General features: G+C 69.1%; 19 protein-coding genes and 2 pseudogenes. 9 read left to right on the plus strand and 12 right to left on the minus strand.

Translation table 11 applies throughout. From position 1 onward, the window contains the following. The first annotated feature begins 322 nt into the window (after positions 1-322). Complete coding sequence (locus tag U5771_RS30010; RefSeq protein ID WP_322027328.1) at positions 323-1453, plus strand: porin; 1131 nt, start codon at positions 323-325, stop codon at positions 1451-1453. Between the two features lie 38 nt (positions 1454-1491). Here U5771_RS30010 and U5771_RS30015 read toward each other — a convergent pair whose 3' ends face one another. Both U5771_RS30015 and U5771_RS30020 read right to left on the minus strand, forming a co-directional pair. Beyond that, positions 1492-2523, minus strand: coding sequence for a LysR family transcriptional regulator (locus tag U5771_RS30015; RefSeq protein ID WP_322027329.1), 1032 nt, complete (start codon positions 2521-2523; stop codon positions 1492-1494). Then, complete coding sequence (locus U5771_RS30020; RefSeq protein ID WP_322027330.1) at positions 2520-3494, minus strand: AraC family transcriptional regulator; 975 nt, start codon at positions 3492-3494, stop codon at positions 2520-2522. The genes U5771_RS30015 and U5771_RS30020 overlap by 4 nt, the downstream gene beginning before the upstream one ends. Before the next feature lie 149 nt (positions 3495-3643). On the opposite strand from U5771_RS30020, the gene U5771_RS30025 reads away from it, so the two are divergent. Together U5771_RS30025 and U5771_RS30030 are read left to right on the plus strand one after the other, a co-directional pair. Continuing rightward, positions 3644-4750: an NAD/NADP-dependent octopine/nopaline dehydrogenase family protein gene (locus tag U5771_RS30025; RefSeq protein ID WP_322027331.1), complete on the plus strand. Its 1107-nt coding sequence runs from the start codon at positions 3644-3646 to the stop codon at positions 4748-4750. Then, positions 4747-5757 carry a 3-hydroxybutyryl-CoA dehydrogenase gene (locus U5771_RS30030; RefSeq protein WP_322027332.1) on the plus strand — a complete coding sequence of 337 codons (1011 nt, stop codon included), beginning with the start codon at positions 4747-4749 and terminating at the stop codon, positions 5755-5757. The genes U5771_RS30025 and U5771_RS30030 overlap by 4 nt, the downstream gene beginning before the upstream one ends. Before the next feature lie 122 nt (positions 5758-5879). On the opposite strand, the gene U5771_RS30035 is transcribed toward U5771_RS30030, so the two are convergent. Then, on the minus strand, positions 5880-7235 hold the full coding sequence (locus U5771_RS30035; protein WP_322027333.1) for an MFS transporter: 1356 nt from the start codon (positions 7233-7235) through the stop codon (positions 5880-5882). 488 nt (positions 7236-7723) lie between these two features. Between U5771_RS30035 and U5771_RS30040 the strand changes: the two genes are divergently transcribed. From U5771_RS30040 to U5771_RS30060, 5 genes are all read left to right on the plus strand, one after another. Beyond that, complete coding sequence (locus U5771_RS30040) at positions 7724-8857, plus strand: porin (protein ID WP_415859450.1); 1134 nt, start codon at positions 7724-7726, stop codon at positions 8855-8857. A gap of 39 nt (positions 8858-8896) precedes the next feature. Further along, entirely contained in the window at positions 8897-9136 is a 240-nt protein-coding gene (locus U5771_RS30045; protein ID WP_322027334.1) for a DUF3311 domain-containing protein, read from the plus strand. After that, positions 9133-10611: a sodium:solute symporter gene (locus tag U5771_RS30050; protein WP_322027335.1), complete on the plus strand. Its 1479-nt coding sequence runs from the start codon at positions 9133-9135 to the stop codon at positions 10609-10611. The genes U5771_RS30045 and U5771_RS30050 overlap by 4 nt, the downstream gene beginning before the upstream one ends. Positions 10612-10698: 87 nt before the next feature. Next, a complete protein-coding gene (locus U5771_RS30055; protein ID WP_322027336.1) occupies positions 10699-12171 on the plus strand; it encodes an amidohydrolase family protein in 1473 nt (490 codons plus the stop codon). A gap of 141 nt (positions 12172-12312) precedes the next feature. Further along, positions 12313-12696 (plus strand): hypothetical protein, encoded by a 384-nt coding sequence (locus tag U5771_RS30060; RefSeq protein ID WP_322027337.1) that lies wholly within the window; start codon positions 12313-12315, stop codon positions 12694-12696. A gap of 121 nt (positions 12697-12817) precedes the next feature. Here the strand turns inward: U5771_RS30060 and U5771_RS30065 are convergent, their stop codons facing one another. The 6 genes and pseudogenes from U5771_RS30065 to U5771_RS30090 form a co-directional block, all read right to left on the minus strand. Next, entirely contained in the window at positions 12818-14380 is a 1563-nt protein-coding gene (locus U5771_RS30065) for a methyl-accepting chemotaxis protein (RefSeq protein WP_322027338.1), read from the minus strand. Positions 14381-14670: 290 nt separating this feature from the next. Next, positions 14671-15081, minus strand: a complete 411-nt coding sequence (locus U5771_RS30070; RefSeq protein WP_322027339.1) for a VOC family protein — start codon at positions 15079-15081, stop codon at positions 14671-14673. A 107-nt stretch (positions 15082-15188) separates the two neighbouring features. Continuing rightward, positions 15189-15659, minus strand: a complete 471-nt coding sequence (locus U5771_RS30075) for a hypothetical protein (protein ID WP_322027340.1) — start codon at positions 15657-15659, stop codon at positions 15189-15191. Between the two features lie 113 nt (positions 15660-15772). After that, a complete protein-coding gene (locus U5771_RS30080) occupies positions 15773-16543 on the minus strand; it encodes an ABC transporter substrate-binding protein (RefSeq protein WP_322027341.1) in 771 nt (256 codons plus the stop codon). A gap of 149 nt (positions 16544-16692) precedes the next feature. Continuing rightward, positions 16693-17922 carry a cyanate transporter gene (locus tag U5771_RS30085; RefSeq protein WP_322027342.1) on the minus strand — a complete coding sequence of 410 codons (1230 nt, stop codon included), beginning with the start codon at positions 17920-17922 and terminating at the stop codon, positions 16693-16695. Positions 17923-18201: 279 nt separating this feature from the next. Beyond that, positions 18202-18585, minus strand: a pseudogene (locus U5771_RS30090) (transcriptional regulator); the annotation flags it as partial. Positions 18586-18589: 4 nt separating this feature from the next. Between U5771_RS30090 and U5771_RS30095 the strand changes: the two are divergent. Beyond that, positions 18590-18817: pseudogene (locus U5771_RS30095) on the plus strand (3-beta hydroxysteroid dehydrogenase); the annotation flags it as partial. A gap of 57 nt (positions 18818-18874) precedes the next feature. Here U5771_RS30095 and U5771_RS30100 read toward each other — a convergent pair. The 3 genes from U5771_RS30100 to U5771_RS30110 all read right to left on the minus strand — a co-directional run bounded on the left by U5771_RS30100 (position 18875) and on the right by U5771_RS30110 (position 22410). Next, on the minus strand, positions 18875-19864 hold the full coding sequence (locus U5771_RS30100) for a zinc-dependent alcohol dehydrogenase family protein (RefSeq protein ID WP_322027343.1): 990 nt from the start codon (positions 19862-19864) through the stop codon (positions 18875-18877). A 151-nt stretch (positions 19865-20015) separates the two neighbouring features. Next, entirely contained in the window at positions 20016-20918 is a 903-nt protein-coding gene (locus U5771_RS30105) for a LysR family transcriptional regulator (protein WP_322027344.1), read from the minus strand. Positions 20919-21033: 115 nt separating this feature from the next. Further along, entirely contained in the window at positions 21034-22410 is a 1377-nt protein-coding gene (locus U5771_RS30110) for an FAD-containing oxidoreductase (protein ID WP_322027345.1), read from the minus strand. Positions 22411-22440 lie beyond the last annotated feature (30 nt).

A 22440-nucleotide genomic window follows, 5' to 3' on the forward strand; every position in this document is an offset into this window, starting at 1 on the left:
CGATCGGAGACGCAGCGTAGTCGGCCAAATTCGGCGGCCATAGCCGGAGTGACAGCCGCGCCACACGGACATTCACCGACCCGGATAAAGAAAACACCGAGGCCGTGCGCGCGGGCCGCCGCGCAGCGCACGTGCGGCGGGGCGCGCGTGCCTCATGCGGCGCGTCTATAAGCGTTATAGAGCGCATTGCGTCGACGTCCGAAATTGTCGTTCCTAGACTCGGCCCGTTTTTGATCGGCAGCGTTCGCCTCCGAAAGCGAGCGCGCTTCCTGTCAAACGGCGCGATGCCGACGGGCGCCGGAATTTCCACGGGACCACGAAGATGAACCATCCGAACGGGCGGGCCGACCGGCCTGCCGTACCGCTTGCCATGCTGGTGGCCGCGCTCCTTGCGGGCGCAGCGCTGCCGGCTGCCGCGCAATCGAGCGTGACGCTCTACGGCCGCATCGATACCGCGATCGAATACGCGAACGCCGGGCCGAACCACGTGACGCGCATGGGCAGCGGCAACCTGTGGGCGTCGCAGTGGGGGTTGAAGGGCGTCGAGGATCTCGGCGGCGGCTACGCGACGATCTTCAAGCTCGAGGACGGCTTCAACGCGGCGAGCGGCGCGCTGTCGAACGCCAGCGCGCTGTTCGGCCGCGAGGCATGGGTCGGCATCACCGGGCCGTTCGGCGGCGTGCAGTTCGGCGAGCTCTACACGATCGTGCACACGACGCTCGTCACGTACAGCCTGCCCGGGCTCGGCGCGGGCCTCGCATGGGGCAACGCGACGAACAACTTCGTCGGCCCCGCTTTCCTGCGCGTGCGCAACTCGATGCGTTACACGTCGCCGCGCTACGCGGGCTTCATGCTGCGCGCGATGGCCGCGCGCGGCACCAACGGCGCGGCCGGCCAGCCGGCATCGCTCGGCGACACGTATGGCGCGGGCCTCAACTACGTGCGCGGCGGGTTGTCGGTCGACGTCGACTACATGCAGCAGAAGTTCAGCCCGGTGGCGGCATCCGCGCTCGGCGCGACCAGTTCGGCCGCGAACGGCAACTACACGGTCGGCGCGATCTCGTACGACTTCAACGTCGTGAAGGTCGCCGCGCTGTACATGCGGCATCGCGGCGGCCCGGACGTCGCGGCCGCGATCGACAGCCAGAGCGCGTATCCGCACAGCGACACGATGGAGCTCAGCGCGACGGTGCCGATCGGGCGTGCGTCGCTGCTGCTGAGCATCGGTCATTACCGGAAGGTCGCCGACAGCGACGGCAATGCCGATTCGTACGGCATCCGCTTCGACTATCCGCTGTCGAAGCGAACGGTGCTGTACACGGGCGCCGCGATGGTGCGCAACGGCGCGCACGCGCGCTTCGTCGTCAACGGCGCGGCCGGCGGCGGCGTCGCGGTCGCGAAACCCGGCGCGACCGCCAGCTCGATCGTCGCGGGCATCCTCACGGCATTCTGACCGCCGAGGGTGGCCCGCATCCGCACCCGCCTGCGCGGCTACGCGCAGGCAGGCGGCTGCGGCGCGAGCCATGCGTCGAACGGCGCCTGCCGGCCGATGTCGAACAGCTCGAGCAGCAGCGCGCGCAGCCAGCGATGGCCCGGGTCCGCATCGAAGCGCCGGTGCCAGTATGCGTTCACGGCCCATTCGCCGGCATCCGCGATCTCGTACAGCGCGCACGGCTGGCGCGCCGCGAACGTGAGCGCGACGGTTTCCGGCAGGATCAGCGCGTAATCGCCGTGTTCCAGCAGCGCCGGCACCACCATGAAGTCGGGCAGCGCCGCCCGCACGCGCGGCATCAGGCCGTGCCGTTCCAGCAACTGCATCGACTGCGGATGCGTGGTCACCGCGACGAAGCGCAGCGCGTCCGGCGCGTCGCCGTCGAGCACGAACCCGTCGGGCAGCGCGACGCGCCGCGCGGTGCGGCGCGGCATCAGCAGCACGCAGCGTTCGTGCAGCAGCGCGGTGCGCTGGAAGTGGCTCGACGCATCCGCGAAATGCCCGAGCGCGAAGTCGATGCGGCCCGATTCGAGCGCGACGTTGAGCTGGCATTCGTCGACATGCAGTGTCTCGATCACCGCGCCGGGCGCGCGCCGGTCGAATGTCGCGAGCAGCGTCGGCAGGAACGCGCTCGCCGCGAAGTCGCTCATGTGCAGCCGGAACACGCGCTGCGTGCTGTCCGGCGCGAAGCGCGAGCCTTCGTCGAGCACGTCCTGCAGGATCGCGAGCGCCTTGTCGACCGACACCGCGAGCCGCTGCGCGCGCGGCGTCGGCTCGACGCCGGTGCCGGTGCGCACGAACAGCGCGTCGCGGAACATCAGCCGCAATCGGCCGAGCGCGTAACTGACCGACGGTTGCGTGACGCCGAGCCGCAACGCCGCACGGCCCACGTGCCGTTCTTCGTACACCGCACGAAACGTCTTCAACAGGTTCAGGTCGAGGTCCTGCACGCGCAGGCCGTCGGGCGCGTCCGTGTCGTGCGCCGGTGGTTCGGATCGGGCCGGCGGCCGGCCGGGGGCGGCGTGCGTCATGGTGCTTGCCTCGCGGTGACGGAAGGCGGGTGGCCGTAACGCCGTGCATACGCCTTCGCGAAATGGCCGAAGCCATGGATGCCGTGCGCGATCAGCACGTCGGTCACGCTGCGCGCGTCGCCGCGTTGCAGCGCGGCGTGCACCGCCGCCAGCCGGCGCTCGCGCACGTAGGCGGCCGGCGTGGTGTTCAGGAACGCGCGGAACGCATGCTGCAGCGTGCGCGGCGCGACGCCCGCGACGGCCGCCAGCGCGGCGAGCGCGAGCGGTTCGCCCAGGTGCGCGTCGACGTGGCCGCACGCGCGGCGCACGTGCGCCGGCAGCGGCGGGGTGCCGCGCGCCAGCGCGTCGCTGTACGAATGCGGCAGGTGCGTGAGCAGCAGCGACATCAGCCACGCGGTGAGATCGGCGCCGAACGTCGCCGCCGCTGCGCCGATGCCAGCTTGCGCGCCGAGCCGGCACAGGTATTCGAAGGTCGGCAGCACGAGCGCGGCGCCCGTGCCGTTGCCGCCGGCGGCGAGATCGAAGTGCAGCGGCCGCGTGAGTGTCGCGTGCAGCATGTCCTGCAGCTTGCGTTCGAGCGCGCCGCGTTCCAGCCGCAGCACCAGGTTGCGGCAGTCGGGGCTCGTGCTCAGGCGGCTCGCGAGCGCCGGCGACGACACGGTCAGCTCGCCCGGCCCGGCGCGTGCCACCCCGTGGCCTGCCCGCAGCTCACAGGCGCCCGACAGCGTCAGCCGGAACAGGAAGTGATCGGCATCGTCGCCGAACTCGATGCGCGTCTCGCGGCCGTAGCAAAGCTCGAGCAGCGCGCCGCGATGCAGCGGCACCTCGTACAGCTCCGCATGAAACGGCGCGCGGCCGTGCGTGGCCATCCGGTGCGGCCCGAGCCGGTGTGCGACCGCGCGTTCGACTTCGTCGGGCGCATGCAGCGTGCCGAGCCGGTTCGGCGCGTGTCGGGAAAGGGCGATATCCATGCGGGGGTCTCGGGTCGGATGGATGGGGGCGACGTCGTGCGCGTCGCCGCGATTGCGTTGCGCGAACGGGTGCGCCGTTGCGTGTTTCGAAGCGACGCGATGCGTGCCGCCGCGTAGTCTCGGAACCACTCACTCACCGGGAGACGACGATGAAGGTATGTGTACTGGGCGGCGGCCACGGCTGCCATGCGGCCGCGCTCGACCTGTTCGAGAAGGGCCACGACGTGACGTGGTGGCGGCGCGACCGCGAACCGCATGCGCGGCTGCGCGCGCTCGGCGCGTTGCACGTGACCGACCATCGCGGCAAGCGCGCGGTGCCGCTCGGCGACGCGCCCGGTGCGATCCGCCTGACCGACGATCTCGCGGCCGCGCTGCGCGGCGCGCGGCTCGTCGTGGTGCCGCTGCCGGCCGTTTCGCACGATGCGCTTGCCGCGCAGGTCGCGCCGCTGCTCGAGGACGGCCAGGTCGTGTTCCTGCCACCCGGCACGTTCGGCAGCGTCGTGTTCGCGCGGGCGGCGGCCGACGCCGGCAACCGGGCGCGCGTCGCGTTCGCCGAGACGGGCACGCTGCCGTACCTGGTGCGCAAGCACGGCGACAACGCGGTCGTGATCAGCGCGTATGCGACGCGCCTGCCGACCGGCGTGTTTCCCGCGCACGCGGCCGGCTGGGCGTTCGACGTGCTGCGCGCGGGCTACCCGTCGGTCGAGCCGGTCGAGGATGCGCTGTCCGGCGCGCTGATGAACGCGGGCCCGGTGATCCACCCGCCGCTGATCCTGATGAACGCCGGGCCGCTCGAACACTTCGACGCGTGGGACATCCACAACGAAGGCACGCAGCCGTCGATCCGCCGCGTGACGAATGCGCTCGACGCCGAACGCATCGCCGTGCGCGAGGCACTCGGTTACCGCGCGCCGCATTTCCCGCTCGCGGACCACTACGCGGCTGACGGCGACGAATGGATGTACGGGCGCGGCGCGCACGGCAAGCTGACCGACAGCGGCGACTGGCGCGAGAAGATCGATCTGCGTACGCATCGCTACATGCTCGAGGACACCCGGCTCGGGCTGTCCTTCATCGTGTCGTGCGGGCGCTGGGCCAACGTGCCGACGCCCGTTGCGCAGGGGCTGCTGAGCATCGCGTCGGCGGTGACCGGCCGCGACCTGTATGCGGACGGACGCACGCTGGACGGGCTCGGCCTCGCGGCGCTGTCGCGCGACGCGATGCGCGCGTGGCTCGATACGGGGTACACCGCATGACGGCCGCCACCGACGTGACGCGCGTGCACGTGCTCGGCGCGGGACGCATGGGGCAGGGGATCGCGCTCGTGTTCGCGTTCGCGGGCCTCGACGTGACGCTGATCGACTTCAAGCGGCGCGACGCGCAAGGATGGCGCGCGTTCGAGAGTCGCACGCACGACGAGATCATGCGGCCGCTGCACGCGCAGGTCGCGCTCGGCCGCATCGATGCCGAGCAGGCAGACGCCGTCGCCGCGCGCATCGCGCTGGTTCCGCGCGACGGTGCGGCGCACGCCGTGCGCGACGCCGGCATCGTGTTCGAAGCGCTGCCCGAAGTGCTCGACGCGAAGGCGGACGCGTTGCGCTGGCTTGGCGAGCATGTCGATGCGGGGGCAACGATCGCGTCGACGACGTCGACGTTCATCGTCACCGAGTTGCAGCGCCATGTCGCGCACCCTGAGCGGATGCTGAATGCGCACTGGTTGAATCCGGCGCTGCTGATGCCGCTCGTCGAGATCAGCCGCGGCGACGCGACCGATCGACGGGTCGTCGACGCACTGGCCGCGCTGCTTGAGCGCGTCGGCAAGAAGCCGGTGATCTGCGGGCCGGCGCCCGGCTATATCGTCCCGCGCATCCAGGCACTCGCGATGAACGAGGCCGCGCGCATGGTGGAAGAGGGCGTCGCGAGCGCCGCGGACATCGACACCGCGATTCGCACCGGCTTCGGCCCGCGCTTCGCGGTGCTCGGGCTGCTCGAGTTCGTCGACTGGGGCGGTTGCGACATCCTGTACTACGCGTCGACGTATCTCGCCGGCGAGATCGGTCCGCGCTTCGCACCGGCCGACAGCGTCGTGCGCAACATGGAGGCCGGGCGCGACGGCGTGCGTACCGGCGCCGGGTTCCACGACTATGCGCAGGTCGACGTGCCGGCCTACATGCGGCAACGGCTCGGCGAGTTCGCGCGGCTGCTCGATCACCTCGGGTTCGCGCCGGTGTTCGACGGCGCGCGGCGGGAGGGCGGCAACTAGGCGGCGCGTCGGGGTGGCGAGCGCGAGCGGCGGCACGCGTCGGGAACGGCCGTGCCGGCCGCCGCCGTGTTCACCGCCCGTCGGTGCGGATCGGCCCGCTTGCGCGGATCGAAGCGTCATGGTCACGCCGTGTCGCCGCGCGGGGCGGTCGCGGCGACAGCGGGAACGACCCCCACGGTGCGTGTCTCGCGCATCACGCACAGCGTCGCGACGGTCACGAGGCCGAGCGCAACGAGGAACAGCGACACGGGCCACGACGCGTGATAGCGCGCGAGCAGCGCGGTCGCGATCAGCGGCGACATCCCGCCCGCGAAGATCGATGCGACCTCATGGCCGAGCGCGACGCCCGAATAACGCACCTCGGTGCTGAACAGCTCGCCGACCAGCGCGGGCAGCGTGCCGATCATCGCGCCGTGGCTCACCGCGGTGCCGACCGTCAGCGCGAGCCATACGAGCGGCGTCACGCGCGTATCGAGCAGCCAGAAGAACGGAAACGCGCACGCGACGAGGCTCAGCGCGCCGATCAGGTACACGGGCTTGCGGCCGATCCGGTCGGACAGCCGGCCCCACGCGAGCATCGCGCCCATCTCGACGATCATCGCGATCATCACGCCGGTCAGCATCACGCCGTTCGGGATGCCGACGTATTTGCCGTAGACGAGCGAGAACGCGAGGAAGATGTACGCGCCGCCGTTTTCGGCGACGCGCAGCCCCATCGCGAGCAGGATTTCCTTCGGATGGCGGCGGATGCATTCGACGATCGGCAGATGCGTGTGCGCGCCGCGCTTGCCGGCCTGCTCGTAGTCGCGGCTTTCCGGCAGGTGGCGGCGGATATAGATGCCGATCGCGAAGATCGCGATGCTCGCGAGGAACGGCAGCCGCCAGCCCCAGGTGCGGAACGCGTCGTCGGGCAGCGCCTGCGCGGCGAGAAACGCGGCCGACGACAGCGCGAAGCCGCCGCCGACGCCGAGCTGGCTCCATGCCGCGTAGTAGCCGCGCTGCTCGGGCGGCGCGTTCTCGCTGATCATCAGCACGCCGCCGCCCCATTCGCCGCCGGATGCGATGCCCTGCAGCAACCGCAGCACGACGAGCGCCGCCGGCGCCCACAGGCCGACCTGCGCGTAGGTCGGCAACAGGCCGATCGCGAACGTCGACGCGCCCATGATCAGCAGCGTCCACACGAGCGACGCCTTGCGTCCGTAGCGGTCGCCGACATGGCCGAACACGATCCCGCCGAGCGGCCGCGCGACGAAGCCGAGTGCGAACGCCGCGAACGCGGCGAGGCTGCCCGCGAGCGGCGATGCGCCGGGCGGGAAGAACACGTGGCCGAATACCAGCGCGGCGGCCGTGCCGTAGACGAAGAAGTCATACCATTCCATCGCGTTGCCGGCGACGGAGGCGATGACGATCCGGCGAAGCTGCCGGTCGGCGAGCGGCCGGGCGGCGCTCGGGGACTGCACGGTGTCGGTCGGGTACATGGCGGACTCTGAAGGGGGCGGGCGCGTGCCGTCTCTGGAACCCATGCGGCACTGCGGGCTAGTGTTGTCGGCAGCGCCGCCCCGGTCAAATCCGCAGAAAAAGGGGAGTGTCATCACTCCGGCAAATGATGGGGACGCGCGGCACGGCCCTGCGCCGGGCTATCGGGGAAAACCGGATGGGCGCCTCGAGCGTCGCCGTTTCGTCAGCTTGCTTACGCACGCCATTCACGTCTGAGCAAAAGGCGCCGCGCCTGGCGGACCTCCACGCTTTCGTTTTTCTTTCGGTGCCGCGCGGCACCGCCTGTTTTCCCGTCCACCTCCTCTCATTCGATTTTCAACTGCCGTCCAGTTGAACATTTCATTTCTTGATGCGAGTGCGGCTGGATACCATCCAGCCACTGTCTATGCAAGCCGACCGGCGCGTATGGCCAGCATCGAGAAAACACAACACAACATCGACAAGACGGTTTGGAGAGGAGATGACGGAGATGGTGCGAATGATGGGCAGGAAGACGGGCGTCGCGTGCACGAGCGCGGCGATTGCGATGCTGTTCGCGGGCGCCGGCGCCGCGCACGCGCAGTCGACGGTGACGCTGTACGGGATCGTCGACGCCGGCGTGACCTACACGAACAACGCGAAGGGCCATGCGCTCTGGCAGTTCACGGGCGGCAACGAATCGGGCCCGCGCTGGGGCTTGATCGGCACCGAGGATCTCGGCGGCGGCCTGAAGGCGAACTTCCGGCTCGAGAACGGCTTCAACGTCGCGAACGGCGCGCTCGGGCAGGGCGGCCGGATGTTCGGCCGCTCCGCGTGGGTCGGCCTGAGCGGCGCGAACTGGGGCGCGGTGACGCTCGGCCGCCAGTACAACTCGACGCAGGACATTCTCGGCTCGCTGCAGATGAGCAGCTTCCTCGCGCAGTACTCGACACATCCGTTCGACAACGACGACATCAACAACACGTTCCGCACCAACAACGCGGTCAAGTACGTGTCGCCCACGATCGCGGGCCTGCAGGCGAACCTCGTGTACGGGTTCTCGAACTCGACCGGCTTCGCGAACGACAACAGCTGGAGCGCGGGCGTCACGTATGCGAACGGCCCGCTCAACGCGGGCGCCGCCTATACGCGCGTGAATCACCCGGCCGCCAGCGCGACGGGCGCCGTCGCCTCCGACAACTACTACCCGGGATCGGCGTCGGTGTTCGGCGCCGGCCTGTCGAGCGCGGTGCGCCAGCAGATCTGGGGCGCGGGCGCGAGCTACGCGATCGGGCAGGCGACGCTCGGGCTGCTGTACACGGGTTCGAACTTCGGCCAGGCGACCGGCGGCGCGCTGCGCTTCGGCAACTACGAAGGCAGCGTGCGCTACCTGATCACGCCCGCGCTGATGGCCGCGGCCGGCTACACCTATACGAAGGTCGCGCGCGGCGCCGACGACGGCCACTATCAGCAGGTGTCGGCCGGCCTTCAGTACCTGCTGTCGAAGCGCACCGACGTGTACGTGAACGGCTTCTACCAGAAGGCGTCGTCGGGCGTCGGCCACGCATGGATCGACGGCACCGACGGCCCGTCGTCGACGACGTCGCAAGTGGCGGTGGTGGTCGGCATCCGCCAGAAGTTCTGATGTCCTGACGCGTTCGCGCGTGTTCCGGAGGAGACATAGATGAAATTCAAACTGTTGCTGGCGGCGTTGCCGTTCGTCGGGATGTACACCGGCGGCTCGATCGCCGAGGTGCGGCCGCTGCTGTTCGGCCTGCCGTTCCTGCTCGTGTGGAACCTGATCTGGATGGCGGCGACCGCCGCGATCCTCGCGATCCTGTTCCACCTCGACGAGCGCGGCGAGCGCGGCGAGCGCGGTGAGTGCGACAAGGTCCGCGGCGCCCGCACGGGAGACGCGCGATGAACGCTTCGATCATCATCATCGCGGCGTTCGCCGTGTTCGCGCTCGCGATCGGCGTGATGGCGCGGCGCGGCCGCAAGCTCACGCTCGAACAGTGGGCGGTCGGCGGGCGCGGTTTCGGCTCGCTGCTCACGTTCCTGCTGATGGCCGGCGAGGCGTTCTCGACGTTCTCGTTCCTCGGCGCGAGCGGCTGGACCTACAGCAAGGGCGTGCCCGCGTTCTACATCCTGTCGTACGGCTGCCTCGCGTTCGTGATCGGCTACTGGATGCTGCCCGCGGTGTGGCGCTACGCAAAGGCGCACGGGCTCGTGTCGTTCGCCGATTACTTCGCGTCGAAGTACGACAGCCGCGCGATCGGCGTGCTGGTGTCGGTGGTGGCCGTGTTCGCGATGGTGTCGCTGCTGATGATCCAGCTGCGCGGCCTCGGCGTGATCGTGTCCGAGATGTCGTACGGGCTGATTCCGCAAGCGGCCGCGATCTGGATCGCCGCGACGCTGATGGCGGTCTACATGGTCGTGTCGGGCATCCACGGCTCGGCGAGCATCGCGATCTTCAAGGACGTGCTGATCCTCGCGATCGCGATCTTCCTCGGTCTGTACCTGCCGATGCATTACTACGGCGGCCTCGGCGAGATGTTCGCGAAGATCGACGCCGCGCATCCCGAACTGCTGCGCATGCCCGAGCACGGCTTCAACCTGAGCTGGTACAACTCGACGATCCTGCTCACGTCGCTCGGCTATTACCTGTACCCGCACGGCTTCACCGCGATCTACGTCGCGAAGGACGAACGCGCGCTGCGCCGCAACGTGATCCTGATGCCGCTGTACCAGGTGCTGATCGCGTTCCTGTTCCTCGTCGGCTTCGCGGCCGTGATGACGGTGCACGGGCTCGAAGGCGCGCAGACCGACCTCGCGCTGCTGCGTCTCGTGAAGCAGACGTTCCCCGCGTGGTTCGTCGGCATCGTCGGCGGCACCGGCCTGCTGACCGCGCTGGTGCCGGGCTCGCTGATCATGCTGAACGCATCGACGACGATCGCGCGCAACATCTACCGCGAAGGCTTCGCGCCGAATGCGACCGATCGCGAGGTGACGCGCGTCGCGCGGATCGCGTTGCCGATCTTCACGCTGGTCGTCGTGTACTTCGTGCTGCGCGGCGGCGCCACCTTCGTCACGCTCGCGATCTTCTCGTCGAGCCTGCTCACGCAGCTCGTGCCGATGCTCGCGTCGAGCTTCCTGAAGCGGCCGTTCGGCACGCGGGAAGGCGCGTTCGCGGGGATCGTCGCCGGTGCGATCGTGATCGCGATGACGAACTACTACGGCGTGACGCTCGCATCGCTGTTCCCCGGCGCGTCGAGCACGCTGACGTCGATCAACCCCGGGCTGGTCGCACTCGCGGTGAACGCGGTGGTGTTCATCGCGATCAGCGCGGCGCAGCGCAAGCTGAAGGCGCGGGTGGCGGCGCCGGTCCGCTCCGCGTGACGACACGACCGCCATGCCGACGTCGAGCCGCCGGGCAGCCGCCCGGCGGCTCCCGAACTATTTCAAATTAAGACAGGACACCTGGCGATGACGACCGAGGACAAGGCCGACAACCGGCGCGAAGCGATCGATACCCTGATCGCGAACGGCTGCGTGATCACGATGGACCCGCGGCGGCGCGTGATCGAGAACGGCGCGGTGGCCGTGAAGGGCGATCGCATCGTCGCCGTCGGCGACACCGCCGAATTGCAGGCACGCTACCGTGCCGCACGCACGATCGATGCGCGGCGCAAGGCCGTGCTGCCGGGCCTGATCGATTCGCATGCGCACGCGGGTCACGCGATGCTGCGCACGATCGGCGGCGCGGACGGCGATGCGTGGTCGGCCGCGGCCGAGACGATCTACACGCGCGCATCGGATGAAGCGTTCTGGGAAACCGAATCGCACCTCGCGGCGCTCGAGCGGCTGAAGGCCGGCGTGACGACGGGCGTGTCGCTGCTCGGCGGCGGCAACTCGATCATGCGCGTCGACGATCCCGTCTACGCGCGGCGCCATTGCGATGCCGTGGTGCGCACCGGCACGCGCTCGATCGTTGCAGTCGGCCCGTCGCGCCCGCCTGCCCCGCGTGCTTACACGCGCCACATGCCGCACGGCAGCGAGACGCGCGACATCGATTTCGACACGATGTACGACGTGTGCGAGCGCATCGTCGACGCATGCCACGGCGATGCCGACGGCCGGATCAGGATCGCGGTGACGCTGCCGGTGTACGGGCCCGAGCACGACCCCGAACTCGCGCAGTACGAGCGCGAGTTCCGCGACCAGGCGGCGCGCTACGGCGCGCTGGCGCGCGAGCGCGGCCTGACGTTCACGCAGGACGGACATCGCGCCGGCACGCTCGCGTTCGCGCATCGCGAGCTCGGGCTGCTCGGCCCGACTTCGTTCATGTCGCACAGCATCGACCTGACCGACGACGACATCGCGGCATGCGTGGAAACCGGCACCGCGATCATCCACAACCCGAGCGCGATCATGTCGATCATCGGCCGCTGCCCGGTGCCCGAACTGATCGATGCGGGCGTGACGGTCGCGATCGCGTCGGACGGCGCGGCGCCCGATCGCGGCTACGACATGTTCCGCCACATGTGGCAGTGCATGCATTACCATCGCCGCCACTTCCGCGACCCGGACGTGCTGCCGCACGGCAAGGTGCTGGAGATGGTGACGATCGACGCGGCGAAGGCGCTGTCGCTCGATCACGAGATCGGCTCGCTCGAAGCAGGCAAGCTCGCCGACATCATCCTCGTCGACCTGTTCCGCCCGCACATGATGCCGATGAACATGCCCGTGTATCGCGTGACGTGTTTCGCGAATGCGGCCGACGTGTGCATGACGATGGTCGGCGGACGCGTGCTGATGGAGGATCGTCGCGTGCTGTCGGTCGACGAGAACGAGATTCTCGAGCGCGTGATGGAGGTCGCGGAGACCACGATCGAGCGCAGCGGGTTGCGGCGCCTGCTCGACGAGCCGAAGACGCTGTGGGGGCGCAGTCACTACTGAGCGATGCCGCGCGGGCAGACATTTGCGTGGTGCGCTGTCGGCAAGGCCGGCCCAGGTCGGCCCTTTTGGGGCCGGCTTTTTTTCTGGTTTCGCCGCCGACGGACATGCTAGGATTTCTCTCAAACAACTTCGGAGACTGCTATGCCGTTCATCTGCGAGAACGTTGAATGTCGTGCCGTGCTGGCGCGCGGGCAGGTCAGGACCCTTCAGGATGACGCGGGATGGTGCTTCTACTGCCCGGACTGCAAGGCCAGGAACGAGTTGATGACGATCGGCCTGGCCGGTGGCTCCGTCGAGCTGGTTCAGCCGGAGCGAGCGAGCCCGCCGCACAAGGTCGTCGCGACGGCCCGGCCGCTGGACGACGGCAGATACGCGGCGCAGTTGCGCGTTCAGCGGGCGCTGGCGGTGAGGGGAACCTACGCGGCCGAAGAGCATTGGGAGCAGCTCGGTGTATTCCCCGATGCGCAGGAGGCCGTCGCGCATGCGAAGTCCTTCGCAACCGACCTGCTGGAGCGGGCGGTCTAGTCGCGAACCGCACACCGGACTGTCCAACTTTGCCGGCCACGACGCCGAGCCGCGGCTCGGGTGTCGTGCCGTTTCGGCAAGGCCGCCCGGACCCGATCCGGGCCGACCCGGGCCGGTTGCATCACGCCGCCGCCGCGTCTCGAAGACGGAATTGCGCGACGGCATCGCTGAGCCGCGCGCCCTGATCCTCGAGCGACAGCGCCGCGGCGGCCGCTTCCTCGACCAGCGCGGCGTTGCGCTGCATTGTCTGTTCCATCTGGACCACCGCCGCATTCACCTGCTCGATGCCGGCCGACTGCTCGTCGAATGCGATGCTCGTTTCGCCCATGATCGCGTTCACGCGTTCGACCGCGACGACGAGTTCGGCCATCGCCGAGCCGGCGAGCGCGACGAGGCCGCTGCCGTCTTCGACGCGCTGCGTCGAATTGCCGATGAGTTCGCGAATCTCCTTCGCCGCCGACGCGCAGCGCTGCGCGAGCCCGCGTACTTCGGTTGCAACGACGGCGAAACCGCGCCCCTGTTCGCCCGCGCGCGCCGCTTCGACGGCGGCGTTCAACGCGAGGATGTTGGTCTGGAATGCGATGCTTTCGATCACGCCGACGATGCCGGAGATCCGCGCGGAGCTGTGTGATATCGCCGACATCGTGTCGACGACGCGCTGCATCGCGTCTCCGCCTTTCGCGGCGATGCCGGCCGCCCCCTCGGCGTAAGTGCGTGCATCGCGTGCGTTGTCCGCGTTCTGGCGCACGGTTGCCGTCAGTTGCTCCACGCTCGCCGCGGCCTGTTGCAGCGAAACGGCCTGCTGCTCCGTGCGCGCGGACAGGTCGACGTTGCCGCTCGCGATCGTGCGCACGTCGCCGACGATCGTCTCGGTGCTCGTGCGTACCTGGGTCACGGTGTCGACGAGGCCGTCCTGCATGCGCTTCAACGCATTCAACAGATACGCCATTTCGTTTTCGCCGGGAATGACGACCGTGCCGGTCAGGTCGCCTGTCGAGATCCTGTCGAAATGCGCGACGGCGAGATGGATCGGCGCGATGATCGCCTTCGCGAGCACGCGCTGCGCCAGGACGCCGACGATCAGCGCGAAAGCGGCGACCGCCGCCATGGCCCACACGATCCGGTGGAAGCGCTCGCCGGCCGCCTCGTAGCGCGCCTTCTGGCGCGCGACCTGGAACGATTCGAGCGCATCGATCGCTTCCTGGTAGGCGGTGAAGAGTGCCGGCGGCGCGGTGCGGTGCGTGTCGAGGAAGTCGAATGCGTTGTCGTGGTCGAGTTGCGACATCGCTTTCAGAAACACCTGATCGAGCAACGTGCGACGGCGCTGTTGCAGCGTATCGAACCGTGCCTGCTCGTCGGCGTCGCGCGCATGCAGCCGCGCGTACGCGTCGAGTTCGTCGTCGCTCTGCTTGAGGAGCGTGTGGAGTTGCGCGATTTCCGCCTTCGCGGGCTGGCCGGCGCTGATGATCTGCGCGACGTCGCTCACGCGTTCTCGCAGCACGAGCATGCGCTCCGAGCTGGTCTTCAGGTGCAGCAGCGACGCGGTGTCGTCGCGATACATCGCTTCGAGCGAGCCGTTGCCGGCGTAGAGGGCGGCGATGCACGCGCCGACGACCAGCACGAGCAGCGCCGTATAGCCGGCGATGGTCGCGACGAGTCCGCCGCGGATGGTGAGTTTTCGCATGACGTTCCCTTGCCGGCGGCCCGACGGGCGGCTGACGGCGGATGTGGATTCCGGATCACGAACGACGACGGGCGCCGCGTCGCAATGCGGGGCGCCGGGATTGCGAACGGGTTAACGGCGGGCGCGGCGCGGAAGTTTTATCTGCACGCGACGCGAATCTGAACGATTGCGACAGCGGGCGAGGGTGAACGGTGGAGGCGTTGTCGTGGCGAACGGCGTGCCGATCGTCGCGGCCACGCCGCCTGCGCCGATCCGGACTCGGCCGAAGCGTCCGCGGTCCCGACCGTCTGCTAGTCGCTGTCGGCCAGTCGTGCCCGGATCTCGTCAACCGGGAGATCGCGCTGATGCGTGGCGATCTGCCATGTGTTTCCCCACGGATCCCTGACCATCGCGCGCCGGTCGCCGTAGGGCAGGTCGGCCGGTATGTCGAGCGAAGTCGCGTGTGCGGCAATCGCTCGCCGATAGGTCGCATCGGTGTCCTCCACGTAGACGTAGAGAAATGCCGGCATCGGCTCGCGCAGCCCGTCGCCGCCGCTCACCATCACGACGGAATCGCCGATCCTGATTTCGGCAGGCAGTCCTGAACGGAATTCGCCGCGAGCGTGAAAGACCACCTTGATGAAGGCGATCAGGTGTTCCGGATCGGGCACGACGATGCGGGGCGTGACGGTATGCCATCCATCGGGCTGGAAGTGGGCCATGTTGCGCAACCTCGGGAGAGATTCACGCGCGTATTGTGCGCCGGGGGTGCGGTGTCCGCAAACGATCGGGCGGCCGCCCGGCAGGACCCGTGCAGCGGGCGATGCGGCTAGTTGGCGGGATTGTCCACAATGGCACGAAACGCTTGCACGTCCGGTTCGGACACGCGTCGTTTCAACGGCGGTACGGGCTTGGCTCCCGGGGTGTGATCGTGGAGGTAGCGATAGACGACACCGCCACCGTTGCCCGTGTCTTGCCAGATCTCGAATGAGCCGTAACGGCCTTCCGTGTAGTCGACGGAGATGCCGATGGACGGAAAAGGGGGCGTTTCCATGAGCCCGTGCCAGCCGTTTCGATGGGCGTCGATCCACTGCGCGAGGACCGCGCGCTGTTGCGGGTTCAACGACACACGGTGCCCTTGCCGGTATCCGACGGCCGCTGTGATCGGTAGCGTATCGATTTGCTTGTCGCAGCCGGCAATGCCGACCGTCAACGGCGCGACGATCAGCATGCCGATCAATGAACGGCCAGGCGGTGGCATGGTCTTCGAAACCGTCGGTTGTCCGGCTTCGATCACCATAACGGAACGCGTTCGCGCTGTAGATAGGGGTATGAACGGAACACGACCGTGCCGACGCGCGCATGGGCCGCCGGCCGCGACCGGTGGCAACCAGTCGCGGCCGGCGGCGTCCGTCAGTTGTAAATGTCGAACGAGAAATATCTCCTCGCGATCCGCTGATACGTGCCGTCCTGAATCAGGCTCGCGAGCGCCTGGTTGATCTGCGTGCGCAGCGCGTCGTCATCCTTGCGCACGCCGATCGCGGACCCGACGCCGAGTGTCTTCGGATCGTGCAGCGCCGGCCCCGCGAATTCGAAGTTCGTGCCCTTCGCGGTCTTCAGGAACCCGAGATCGGCCTGCACCGACGACTGCAGCGATGCGTCGAGGCGACCGGAAATCAGATCCTGATAGACGAGATCCTGCGTCTGGTACGTGCGCACGATCACACCCTTCGGTTCCCAGTACGTGCGCGCATAGGTTTCCTGCGTCGTCCCCTGCTCGATGCCGACCGTCTTGCCGGCCAGCGACTCGGCCGTCGGCTGCAGGTTCGAACCGCGTCGCGCGACCAGGCGCGGCGGCACGTTGTTGATCTTGTCGGTGAACGCGATCTGCGCGAGGCGCTTCTCGGTCACGCTCATCGACGACAGCACGCCGTCGAACTTGCGCGCCTTCAGCGCCGGGATCATCCCGTCGAAGGCGTTCTCGACCCACACGCAGCGCACCTTCATGCGTTCGCAGATCGCGTTGCCGAGATCGATGTCGAAGCCGACGAGCTTGCCGTCGGGGGCGAGCGATTCGAACGGCGCGTAGCTGGGATCGACGCCGAGGCGCAGGACGGCCGGGTCTTTCGCGGCGGCGGCGCCGGCCGTCAGCGCGAGCGCGACGGCGATGACGAGTTTTTTCATGATTGTCTCCATACCGATCGATGTTGTCTGGGGTGAAGCAAGCGGCGGCCGATGGGCGTGACGGCCCGCGCCCGGCCATGCGCGGGCGGCTGGACGAGCGCCGGAAGATGCCGGCGGCCGTCCGGATCAGGGAATCCGGTGGTTCGGTGTCAGGGCGCGGCGCCGGTGACGCGCGCCATGCCGCGCCGGTAGCCGGCGGGCGAGAACGTGGCGTTCAACACGGCCATCGATGCGATCACGCCGATATGCATCCACCACGCGATCGCGAAGCCGCCGCCGGCGTCGCGCAGCCAGCCGATCAACCACGGGCTCGCGGCGACGGTCAGGAAGCCGATGCCCTGCACGAACGCGGCGAGCGCGCCCGCGCGCCGCGCATCGGGCAGGTGATCGAGCGTGACGATCAGGCTCATCGAGAAGAAGCCGCCGAGCCCGACGCCGACGCTCGCGACCCACACCCACGGCGCGAGCGCGGGCATCGTCGCGAAGCCGATGAAGCCGGCCGTCTGCAACGCGAGCGTGAGCCACAGCACCGGCCGGCGATCGCGCGAACGTTTCGCGAGCATCGGCATCGCAAGCGCGCCGGCCGCCTGGAACAGCGCCATCCACGCGAGCAGGTTGCCGCTCGCCTGCGGGTTCATGCCGACACTGCGATAGAACGCGGGCAGCCACGCGACGAGGCTCGCGTAGCCGCTGTTGCTGAGACCGAAGAACAGCGCGAGTTGCCAAGCACGCGGAACGCGTACGAACGCGGTGACGGGCGCCGATGCCGCCGCCGCATGCGTCCCATCGCGCGGCGCCTTCGCGCGCCACAGCGCGAGCGTGACGAGCGCGGGCACGGCCCAGACGGCGAGCGACAGGTGCCAGCCGCCGTGCGCGGCGAGCCACGGGCTCGCGACCGCGCCGAACGCACCGCCGCTGACCAGCGCGGCCGAATAGAGGCCCATCGCGAGCGGCAGCCGGTCGACGAACCAGCGTTTCGCGAGGCCCGGCGCGAGCGACTGGACCACCGCGACGCCCGCACCCGCGACGATCGCCGTAACGACCAGCCCGGTGCTGCTGCCGGTCCACAGGCGCGCGGTACACCCCGCGGCGATCAACGCCAGCGCGGCGATCAGCGCGCGCTGCTCGCCGACGCGCCGCGCGAGCCCGACGCCGATGCCGGCGACGACACCCATCAGCACGAACGGCAGCGTGGTCAGCAGCGCGGCCGCGCGGAAACCGAGGCCCGTGTCGGCACGCACGAGGTCGAGCACGGGGCCGAACGCGGTCAGGAACGGACGCAGGTTGAGGCCGGCCAGCACCAGCAGCGCGAGCGCGCCATGGGACACGGAAGCCGCGTGCGGGCGGGGAACGGCTTGCGCGGTGCCGAGGTCGGTCATCGGAATGCTCCAGAGGGGGCCGGTGGCCCTGTGATGCGATGCCGAAAGGGTAAGGGCGCGCTGGTCCAGGGGAAAATTAAATATTCGACTGGGGATCAGTGCGGAATGCGATGGCGCGGCGCCGCGTGACGGGGCCGGATGGGCGGGGCCGTCGGGGCGGGTCGTGCGGCACCGGCGCACAGGCTGCGCGACGGTTTTGGGTGCGGTGCCGGGTGCGGTGCCGGGTGCGATTCCGAGGGCGATTCCGAGGGCGATTCCGGGCGTAAATTCGACGCGCCGCTAGGCGGCCGGCGCGTGCGGTTCGCGGGCCGGTTCGCGGGCCTGTTCACGCGCGGCGACGAGCGCCCGGATGCGCGCACGATCGGCCGGCGTCGCAGGCGTGAAGATCACGAGGTTCAGGTCCGGACGGCCGGTCACCGAGAACGCCGAATATTCGAGCGCGATCCGGCCGGCCTGCGGATGACGGATCTCCTTCGTCCCTTCGTCATGCGAATGGATGTCGTGGTCGCGCCACATCGCATCGAACTCGGCGCTCGTCGCGCGCATCTCGTCGACGAACGCCTGCACGGACTGCGTCGCACCGCCGCGTGCGATGTCGGCGCGAAACGCGCCCACCGCGAAGCGCGCGACGCGTTCCCGGTTCGGCTGCGCGTAGCGCACCCCGGTTACGGGCGTGCCGTTCCGCGAGATCGCGGCCGTGATCGGCCGCCGGCTGAACGTGCCGGTCGTGTCGAAATCGGGCGCGCAAGCCGGCGAACATTTCGGCTGGTTCGCGATGTTCGCGGGGATGGACGCGCCCGCAACGAGCGAACGCACCCGGGCATGGCTCGACTGGGCGCCGATGCAGCCCGGGTTGCTGGCCGACATCGACCGGCCGCGGTATTTCGCCACCTGACCCGGGCACGCGGAGGCGTACCGCGGCTTCCGGTCGGCACGCCCGTCGCCGCGACGCTCAGACGGTGACGACGATCTTGCCGACCTGCGCGCCGGCTTCCATGTACCGATGGGCTTCGGCGATGTCGTCGAACGCGAACGTGCGGTCGATCGACGGCTTCAACGCGCCGGCCGCGAGCCCGTCGACGATGAAGCGCTTCGCGCGTTCGAGCCGTTGCGTGTCGCCCGTGATCTCGAACAGCTCGTAGCCGCGCAGCGTCAGGTGGCGCGCGAGCAGGTCCATCACCGGCACCGGGATGTCGCGCGTGTCGAGCGCACCGTACTGGAAGAACGTGCCGTTCGTGCGCAGCGCGCGCAGCAGGTTCGCCGCGTCCGGCCCGCCGACCGGATCGAACGCGAGGCGCGCGCCGATGCCGCCCGTCAGTTCCGCGACTTGCCGCGGCAGGTCCGCCGGGCTGCCGGCGATCACGTGCGCGGCACCCGCATCGAGCAGCGCCTGGCGCTTCGATGCGCTGCGCGTCAGCGCGATCGGCACCGCGCCGATCCGGTTCGCGACCTGGATCGCCGCGAGCCCGACGCTGCTCGATGCGGCACCGATCAGCACGGCGTCGCCGCGCTCGAGCCCGCCGAGTTCGATCAGCGCGCCCCAGGCCGTGACGAACATCATCCAGGTCGCGGCGGCTTCCTCGAACGACAGGTTCTCCGGATGCCGGACGAGCGCATGCACGGGCACGTTGACCACGTCGCCATACATTCCGTAGTCGGCGAACGAGAACGCCGGCACGACGCTCACCGCGTCGCCGGCGGCGAACGCCGTCACGTCGGGCCCGACCGAGGCGACGACGCCCGACGCTTCATAGCCGAGCGATGCGGGAAAACGCGGCTGGATCGTGTATTCGCCGCTGCGGTACATGACTTCCGCGCGGTTGATGCCGATCGCCTTCACCTGCAACTGCACTTCGCCGGGGCCGGGCGCGGGGACGTCGACGGTGTCGATCTGCAGCACGTCGGGGCCGCCGATACGATGGAAACGAACGATACGGGACATGGAGCACTCCTTCGATGAACGGGTGGGGATGAAGGAGCACTGTAGGCGGCAGCCCGTACCGAATAAACACGCAACGGAATCACTGATTGTTATTCGTCGAATAACAATCGCCGCGCAGGCGTGTGCGTGCGAATGTGCGTGTGAGCGTGCGTTATGCCGGATAACGACGGGCGAACAGATCCGTGAGCCAGTCGATGAACACGCGCACCTTGTCGGGCAGGTGCGCGCGGTTCGGGTACATCACCGACACGGGCTTCGGCTCGGCCGGAATGCCGGGCAGCAGCTCGATCAGCTGGCCCGCGTCGATGCTCGGCTGCAGCGCGGGCCGCAGCGCGTGCACGATGCCGAGGCCGGCGAGCCCGCACGACAGCAGCGCTTCCGAGTTGTTCGTGAGGAGGCTGCTCGGCAGCTTCACATCGACACGCTCGCCGTTCGGACGGAACGTCCATTCGAGAATCCTGCGATTGGCGCCCGTGAAGAAATTGACCGCGCGATGCGCGCGGAGATCGTCCAGCGTGCGCGGCAGCCCGTGGCGGACGATATACGCGGGCGACGCGCACGTGACCATCGGCACCGCGCCGACCGTGCGCGCGACCATGCTCGAATCCTTCAGCGTGCCGACCCGCACGACGCAGTCGATGCCTTCGCCGATCAGGTCGGCCGGCTGGTCGCTGGCGCCGAGCACGAGCTCGATCTGCGGATAGCGCTGCTGGAATTCGGGCAGTGCCGGGATGATGACCGTCTTCGCGAGCGCGACGGCGATATCGAGCCGCAGCCGGCCCTTCGGCACGGCCCGCTGCTTCGGGAACGACGCGAACGCATCGTCGATGCTGCCGAGCAGCTGCACGCAGCGCGCATGGAACGCCTCGCCTTCGGCCGTCACGCTGACGCGGCGCGTGCTGCGGTTCAGCAGCCGGATGCCGAGTTCCTGTTCGAGCTGCTGCACGGCCTTGGTGACGGCCGGCCGATGCAGCTGCAACGCATCGGCGGCCTGCGTGAAGTTGCCGCGTTCGACGATCTGTACGTAGATCTGCATCGTTTGCAGACGGTCCATGGCGCTTCCGGATGGCGTGACGAACAGCCATCTTCGCACATGGCGCGACGCCGGCGCGCGGCCGGCAACGCCCGTACGAACCGGACGCGCGGGACAGGCGCGCGTCCGCCGTCGTTCATTCGACCGGATGCAGATCCTGCAGCAGCGTCGGCACGAGCTCCGATACGGTCGGGTGGATGTGCATCGCGCGGCTGATCGTCGTGTACGGCGCGCCGGCGGCCATCACGTCGAGCATCTCGTGCACGACCTCGTCGCCTGTCACGCCGAGGATCGACGCACCGAGAATCGCATGGCTGTCCGCGTCGACGATCACCTTCATGAAGCCGAGGCTCTCGCCTTTCTCGACCGCGCGGCCGACGCGCGTCATCGGCCGCGTGGCGACCAGCAGCCGGCGGCCGGTCTGCTTCGCTTCGTCGAGCGTCATGCCGACGCGGCCGAGCGGCGGATCGATGTACATCGCGTACGCGGTGATGCGGTCGGACACCTTGCGCGGATCGCCGTCGAGCAGGTTCGCCGCGACGATCTCGTAATCGTTGTACGCGGTGTGCGTGAAGGCGCCGCGTCCGTTGCAGTCGCCGAGCGCCCAGATGCCGGGCACGCTGGTGCGCAGCTGGTCGTCGACCGTGATGTAGCCGCGCGCGTCGGTCGCGACGCCGGCCCGTTCGAGCCCGAGATCGTCGGTGTTCGGCACGCGGCCGACCGCGAGCAGCAGGTGCGAGCCCGCGACCTCGCGGCGGCTGCCGGTGCAGTCGAGGCCGACCGCGACGCCGTCGCCGTCGCGCCGTGCGGTCAGGCAGTTCGCGTCGAGCTGCACGTCGATGCCTTCGTTCACGAGAATCTCGCGCACGGCTTGCGACACGTCCTCGTCCTCGCGACGGATCAGGCGCGAACCTTTCTCGACGATCGTCACCTGCGAGCCGAAGCGGCGATACATCTGGCCGAATTCGAGCCCGACGTAGCTGCCGCCGACGATCACGAGATGCTCGGGCAGGAAGTCGACGTCCATCATCGTCGAGTTGGTGAGGTACGGCACCGAGTCGAGGCCCGGCATCGGCGGGATCTGCGCGCGCCCGCCGACGTTGATGAAGATGCGCCCGGCTTCGAGGAGAACGTCGCCCACGCGCACCGCGTCAGGGCGCTCGAACCGGGCATGACCCTGAAACACGGTCGTGTTGTCGAGCCCGCGCACCCATTGCTCGACACCGTGGTTCGAGCGCCCGGAGATCTGGTCCTTGCGCGCCTTCACGGCCTTCATGTCGACGCTGACGGGGCCGACCGACACGCCGTATTCGCCGGCGCGCCGCGCGAGCTGCGCGGCGTACGCGCTCGCGATCAGCGTCTTGGTCGGAATGCAGCCGGTGTTCACGCAGGTGCCGCCGAAGCGGCCGCGTTCGACGACCGCGACTTTCATGCCGGCGCCCGCGAGCCGCGCGGCGAGCGGCGGCCCGGCCTGGCCCGTACCGATGACGATCGCGTCGAAGAGTTGCGTCATGACGTCCTCCTGCGCAGGTTCAACGTGGGA

The organism is Burkholderia sp. BCC1977 (assembly GCF_905339595.1).
Classification (GTDB): domain Bacteria; phylum Pseudomonadota; class Gammaproteobacteria; order Burkholderiales; family Burkholderiaceae; genus Burkholderia.

Excerpts from the sequence above, each read along its gene's own strand:
- U5771_RS30100 (WP_322027343.1), bottom strand. The coding sequence starts at position 19,864 with ATGTCCCGTATCGTTCGTTTCCATCGTATCGGCGGCCCCGACGTGCTG.
- U5771_RS30110 (WP_322027345.1), bottom strand. The coding sequence starts at position 22,410 with ATGACGCAACTCTTCGACGCGATCGTCATCGGTACGGGCCAGGCCGGG.
- U5771_RS30020 (WP_322027330.1), bottom strand. The coding sequence starts at position 3,494 with ATGGATATCGCCCTTTCCCGACACGCGCCGAACCGGCTCGGCACGCTG.
- U5771_RS30025 (WP_322027331.1), top strand. The coding sequence starts at position 3,644 with ATGAAGGTATGTGTACTGGGCGGCGGCCACGGCTGCCATGCGGCCGCG.
- U5771_RS30085 (WP_322027342.1), bottom strand. The coding sequence starts at position 17,922 with ATGACCGACCTCGGCACCGCGCAAGCCGTTCCCCGCCCGCACGCGGCT.
- U5771_RS30040 (WP_415859450.1), top strand. The coding sequence starts at position 7,724 with ATGGTGCGAATGATGGGCAGGAAGACGGGCGTCGCGTGCACGAGCGCG.
- U5771_RS30015 (WP_322027329.1), bottom strand. The coding sequence starts at position 2,523 with ATGACGCACGCCGCCCCCGGCCGGCCGCCGGCCCGATCCGAACCACCG.
- U5771_RS30070 (WP_322027339.1), bottom strand. The coding sequence starts at position 15,081 with ATGGCCCACTTCCAGCCCGATGGATGGCATACCGTCACGCCCCGCATC.
- U5771_RS30065 (WP_322027338.1), bottom strand. The coding sequence starts at position 14,380 with ATGCGAAAACTCACCATCCGCGGCGGACTCGTCGCGACCATCGCCGGC.
- U5771_RS30050 (WP_322027335.1), top strand. The coding sequence starts at position 9,133 with ATGAACGCTTCGATCATCATCATCGCGGCGTTCGCCGTGTTCGCGCTC.
- U5771_RS30075 (WP_322027340.1), bottom strand. The coding sequence starts at position 15,659 with ATGGTGATCGAAGCCGGACAACCGACGGTTTCGAAGACCATGCCACCG.
- U5771_RS30055 (WP_322027336.1), top strand. The coding sequence starts at position 10,699 with ATGACGACCGAGGACAAGGCCGACAACCGGCGCGAAGCGATCGATACC.
- U5771_RS30060 (WP_322027337.1), top strand. The coding sequence starts at position 12,313 with ATGCCGTTCATCTGCGAGAACGTTGAATGTCGTGCCGTGCTGGCGCGC.
- U5771_RS30080 (WP_322027341.1), bottom strand. The coding sequence starts at position 16,543 with ATGAAAAAACTCGTCATCGCCGTCGCGCTCGCGCTGACGGCCGGCGCC.
- U5771_RS30045 (WP_322027334.1), top strand. The coding sequence starts at position 8,897 with ATGAAATTCAAACTGTTGCTGGCGGCGTTGCCGTTCGTCGGGATGTAC.
- U5771_RS30035 (WP_322027333.1), bottom strand. The coding sequence starts at position 7,235 with ATGTACCCGACCGACACCGTGCAGTCCCCGAGCGCCGCCCGGCCGCTC.
- U5771_RS30030 (WP_322027332.1), top strand. The coding sequence starts at position 4,747 with ATGACGGCCGCCACCGACGTGACGCGCGTGCACGTGCTCGGCGCGGGA.
- U5771_RS30010 (WP_322027328.1), top strand. The coding sequence starts at position 323 with ATGAACCATCCGAACGGGCGGGCCGACCGGCCTGCCGTACCGCTTGCC.
- U5771_RS30105 (WP_322027344.1), bottom strand. The coding sequence starts at position 20,918 with ATGGACCGTCTGCAAACGATGCAGATCTACGTACAGATCGTCGAACGC.